Here is a 4,643-nt window from a genome sequence, read left to right on the forward strand (position 1 = left end):
CGTGCGGGCGCGGGCCAGCGTGCCGGCGCCGGTGAAGGCCCGGGTCGTCGCGACGGCCGTCGCGCGCGAGTGGTGGGACGCACGACGCGGAGGACAGAAGGCGTGACGATGACGGCACCGCGCACCCGTTCCGCGGGCGCACCTCGTGCCTCCGGGCGGGACGGCGGCCCCGGCGGGCGCGTCGTCGTCGTCGGCGGGGGCATCGGCGGGCTCATGACGGCCGCGCTGCTCGCCCGTGGGGGAGCGCACGTGACGCTGCTCGAGCGGCACGACCGCGTCGGCGGCCGCATGGGGACGCTCGAGCTCGACGGGTTCCGGTTCGACACCGGGCCGTCCTGGTACTTCATGCCCGAGGTGTTCGCGCACGCGTTCGCGCTGCTCGGCGAGCGCGTCGAGGACCACCTCGACCTCGTGCGGCTCGACCCGGCGTACCGGCTGTTCACCGAGCCCGACCACCCCGGCGGGCTCGCAGGCGGCTTCGAGCTGAGCGGCGACCCCGAGGTCAACTGGGCCACGTTCGAGGCGCTCGAGCCCGGCGCGGGCGAGGCCGTGCGGCGGTACGCCGAGGACGCGTCGACGGCCTACCGGACCGCGCTCGACCACTTCCTCTGGACGACGTTCCAGCGGCCGGACCGGCTGCTGTCGGCACCCGTCGTGCGGCGTGCCGGGACGCTGGTCGACCTGCTCACGCACACCCTCGCGGAGAAGATCGAGACGACCGTCGAGCACCCCGTGCTGCGGCAGGCGCTCGGCTACCACGCGGTCTTCCTCGGGTCGTCGCCGTACCGCGTCCCCGCCCTGTACTCGCTCATGAGCCACCTCGACCTCGTCGACGGCGTGCAGTACCCGCGCGGCGGCATGTACACGGTCATCGAGGCGCTCGAACGGCTCGCGGTGCGCGAGGGCGTCGAGATCCGGACCGGCGCGGACGTCGTCGCGATCGAGGTCGACGACGTGCCGTGGTCCGCGCGGGCCCCGCGGCGCACCGGCGTCGCGCGCGGGGTGCGGCTCGCCGGCGGGGAGCTCGTCGAGGCCGACGTCGTCGTCTCGGGGGCCGACCGGCACCACACCGAGACCGCGCTGCTCGAGCCGCGGCACAGCGACCACCCCGCCGCGTCGTGGGAGCGGCACGGTCCCGGCATCTCCGCGCTGCTCGTCATGGCGGGCGTCCGTGGGTCGCTGCCGGAGCTGGCCCACCACTCGCTGTTCTTCACGCGCGACTGGCCCGGCAACTTCGACGACATCCTCGGCACCGGACGGTCCACCGCGCCCGCCGACCTGCGGGTGCCCGACGTCGCCTCCGTGTACGCGTCGCGGACCACCGCGACCGACCCCACCGCCGCGCCGCCCGGGCACGAGAACCTGTTCCTCCTCGTCCCGTTCCCCGCCGACGCGTCCCTCGGCGACGGCCCGCCCGGGAGCCCCGAGCGGGAGGCCGTCGAGCGGTACGCCGACCGGTTCCTCGACCAGGTCGGGTCGTGGGCGGGGGTGCCCGACCTGCGCGACCGGGTCGTGACGCGGCACGTCGTCGCGCCCGCCGACTTCGCGCGCGACCTGTCCGCGTGGCGCGGGACCGCGCTCGGCATGGAGCACACGCTCGCGCAGAGCGCGATGTTCCGGCCCGGCGACGCGTCCGCGCGCGTGGCGAACCTGCTGCACGTCGGCGGGGGGACGATCCCCGGCGTCGGGCTGCCGATGTGCCTCATCAGCGCCGAGCTCGTCGCGAAGCGCCTGCTCGGGGAGACGTCGACGCGCCCGCTGCCCGCACCCCTGCGTCGCGGGTTCCTCGACGCCGCCCGCCCGGCCGGGCTCTGGTCCGGCGTACGGTCGGGCGCATGACGGGACTCGCCTACCTGGGGGCGCTGCTGGTGTCCCTCGGTGGCCTCGCCCTGCTCGACCGGCGGTCCCGCCTCGCCTTCTGGCACGACCCGCGCCGCGCCGCGTGGACCGTCGGGATCGGCGTCGTGGCGTTCCTGCTGTGGGACGTCGCCGGGCTGCTGCTCGGCATCTTCGCGCGCGGCGAGTCGCCGCACATGACCGGGATCCTGCTCGCGCCCGAGCTGCCGATCGAGGAGGTGTTCTTCCTCACGCTGCTCTGCTACGTCGCGCTGCTCGCGTGGCGGTGGTTCGACCGGACGGCGTCGCTGCGCGCCGCCGGGGCGCGGGCGCTGCACGACGCCGAGCGCGGGTCGGGGACGCCGGGGACGTCGGGCGCGGCGGGCGGTCCGGGGTCGTCGGGGCCGTCGGGCTCGGACGGGGGTGCCGCGTGACGAACATCGTGCTGAACGCCGCGGTCCTCGTCGTGCTGCTCGCGGTGTCGTGGCCGACGCTGCGGCGGCTGCGCGGGTGGCCCGTCGTCTGGACGGTCGTGCACCTGTGCGTGCTGACCGCCGTGTTCGACACGCTCATGATCGCCGCCGACCTGTACGTGTACGCCCCTGACAAGATCCTCGGCGTGTACATCCTCGGCGCTCCGCTCGAGGACTTCGCGTACGCGATCGCCGCGGCCGTCGGGATGCCCGTGCTGTGGACCGTCCTGGGTCGGCGCCGGCCGCGCGTGGCGGCGTCGTCGGCCGCTCGGACCGACGTCGAGGGGGCGGGGTGAAGGAGGTCCTCGCCGCGTCGCGGCCGTTCTCCTGGATCAACACCGCCTACCCGTTCGCCGCGGGCTACCTCATGGCCACGCAGGGGCGGATCGACCTCACGCTCGTCGTCGGGACGCTGTTCTTCCTCGTGCCGTACAACCTGCTGATGTACGGCGTGAACGACGTGTTCGACTACGCGTCCGACCTGCGCAACCCGCGCAAGGGCGGGATCGAGGGCGGGCTCGTCGCACCCGAGCGGGCCCGGGCCGTGCACCGCCGGATCCTGTGGGCCAGCGCGCTGTCCGTCGTGCCGTTCGTGGTCTACCTCGTCGCCGTCGGGTCGGTCGCGGCGACGGTCGTGCTCACGCTGGTGCTGTTCCTCGTCGTCGCGTACTCCGCGCCCGTGCTGCGGTTCAAGGAGCGGCCGTTCCTCGACTCGTTCACGTCCGCGATGCACTTCGTCGGACCCCTGCTCTACGCGCTCGTGCTCGTCGCGGCGGACCTCGCGGCGCCGACCGTCTGGCCCGTGCTCGTCGCGTTCGTGCTGTGGGGCATGGCGTCGCACGCGTTCGGGGCGGTGCAGGACGTGCGCGCCGACCGCGAGGGCGGGATCTCCTCCGTCGCGACCGTCCTCGGCGCCCACCCCACCGTCGTGCTCGCGACGCTCGCCTACGTCGCCGCCGCGGGCGTGCTGCTCGTCGTCCCGTGGCCCGGCGTGCTCGCCGCCGTCCTGCCCCTGCCGTACGCCGTGTCGACCGCGACGTTCTGGCGCGTCACCGACGACGACTGCGAGCGCGCCAACGCCGGGTGGCGGCGGTTCCTGTGGCTCAACCTCGTCACCGGGTTCCTGGTGACGATGCTGCTCATCGCGATCGCCCGCACCTGACGCCGCCGTCAGGCCGTCGTCAGCGGGCCCGACTCCGGCAGCTCCGCGTCCGCGTCGAAGGCCGGGGCCAGCAGCTGCGTCACGGTCGCCCACCCACGCGCGAGCATCCCCGCGTCCGTGTCGGGCTCGCGCGTGATCTCGACGTCCGAGTAGGTCAGCTGCAGGTGGCCGTGCTCGAGCTCGTGGATGCGCGCCTGCACCGCACCGAACGACGCGAGCGGCGCCTTGCGCAGACCGCGCACCTGCTCGACCGGCAGGTCCGGGACGTTGAGGTTGAGGACGCGGTCGCCCGGGCAGTGCGCGACGACCCAGTCGAGGACCGGCCGCGCGAAGGCTCCGGCCGTCTCCCAGTGCCGCGGGTCGTGGTACGCGATCGACACCGCCAAGCCCTTGATGCCGTGCGTCGCGCCCGAGAGCGCGGCGCCGACCGTGCCCGAGTGCAGCACCGCGTGCCCCGTGTTCGCCCCGCGGTTCACACCCGACAGCACGACGTCAGGCTTCGGCCCGAAGCCGCCGTACGCGGCGACGAACGCGATCAGCCCGGGCGCGGCACGCACCGCGAAGGACGGGATGTGGTCGGGCAGGCCCGGCGACGGCTTCGACGCGACGATCAGCCGCCCGTCCTGCTCGGCTCCCAGCAGCGACGCGCTCGCGCCCGACGACTCGCGCGCGGGGGCCGCGACCACCACGTCGTGCCCCGCGTCCGCCGCCATGACGGCGAGCGTCGTGAGCCCGGGGGAGTCGATCCCGTCGTCGTTCGTCACCAGCACCCGCATGCCGCCACCTCTCGTCGATGTCCGTCGACGGTCACGGTCGACCGCTGACCGTGTCGTCGGCGGTCGTCACTCCACGTCCGCACCGCGCCGTCCAGGCCGGCGGCCCCGACCTGACGCCCACCCCCTGCCCGTCCATCGGACCCGACGTGGCGGCGACCCGCCACCCGACCTGAGGCGGCCCCACCCGACCGGGCCCGCCCGACGTGGCGCCGACCCGCCACCCGACCCGACGCGGACCCACCCGACCGCGCCCGCCCGACGTGGCGGCGACCCGCCACCCGACCTGAGGCGGCCCCACCCGACCGGGCACGCCCGACGTGGCGGCGACCCGACCCACCCGACGCGCCCCGCCCCGACCCGCCCGACGTGACCCGACCCGCCCGACGTGACCCGACC

The 4,643-nt window shown here is 75.2% G+C and carries 5 protein-coding genes; 4 read left to right on the plus strand and 1 reads right to left on the minus strand.

Annotated elements, in window-relative coordinates; all coding sequences use genetic code 11:
• Positions 1-108 precede the first annotated feature (108 nt).
• From crtI to CTKZ_RS19550, 4 genes are read left to right on the plus strand one after another with little or no spacing between them, the layout of a single operon-like run.
• Positions 109-1,839: a phytoene desaturase family protein gene (crtI, locus tag CTKZ_RS19535; protein ID WP_268904348.1), complete on the plus strand. Its 1,731-nt coding sequence runs from the start codon at positions 109-111 to the stop codon at positions 1,837-1,839.
• Complete coding sequence (locus CTKZ_RS19540; RefSeq protein ID WP_124344479.1) at positions 1,836-2,270, plus strand: lycopene cyclase domain-containing protein; 435 nt, start codon at positions 1,836-1,838, stop codon at positions 2,268-2,270. Before crtI ends, CTKZ_RS19540 begins: the two co-directional genes overlap by 4 nt.
• Complete coding sequence (locus tag CTKZ_RS19545; RefSeq protein WP_124344480.1) at positions 2,267-2,605, plus strand: lycopene cyclase domain-containing protein; 339 nt, start codon at positions 2,267-2,269, stop codon at positions 2,603-2,605. Before CTKZ_RS19540 ends, CTKZ_RS19545 begins: the two co-directional genes overlap by 4 nt.
• A complete protein-coding gene (locus CTKZ_RS19550; protein WP_124344481.1) occupies positions 2,602-3,471 on the plus strand; it encodes a prenyltransferase in 870 nt (289 codons plus the stop codon). Before CTKZ_RS19545 ends, CTKZ_RS19550 begins: the two co-directional genes overlap by 4 nt.
• Positions 3,472-3,479: 8 nt before the next feature.
• Here CTKZ_RS19550 and surE read toward each other — a convergent pair whose 3' ends face one another.
• Complete coding sequence (gene surE / locus CTKZ_RS19555; protein WP_124344482.1) at positions 3,480-4,247, minus strand: 5'/3'-nucleotidase SurE; 768 nt, start codon at positions 4,245-4,247, stop codon at positions 3,480-3,482.
• Positions 4,248-4,643: the final 396 nt, after the last annotated feature.

Origin of the sequence: Cellulomonas algicola (assembly GCF_003851725.1) — a bacterium.
Taxonomy (GTDB): Bacteria; Actinomycetota; Actinomycetes; order Actinomycetales; family Cellulomonadaceae; genus Cellulomonas; species Cellulomonas algicola.

What these genes read in the sequence shown, in the direction of transcription:
- surE (WP_124344482.1), bottom strand. Translation starts at nt 4,247, where the DNA reads ATGCGGGTGCTGGTGACGAACGACGACGGGATCGACTCCCCCGGGCTC.
- crtI (WP_268904348.1), top strand. Translation starts at nt 109, where the DNA reads ATGACGGCACCGCGCACCCGTTCCGCGGGCGCACCTCGTGCCTCCGGG.
- CTKZ_RS19540 (WP_124344479.1), top strand. Translation starts at nt 1,836, where the DNA reads ATGACGGGACTCGCCTACCTGGGGGCGCTGCTGGTGTCCCTCGGTGGC.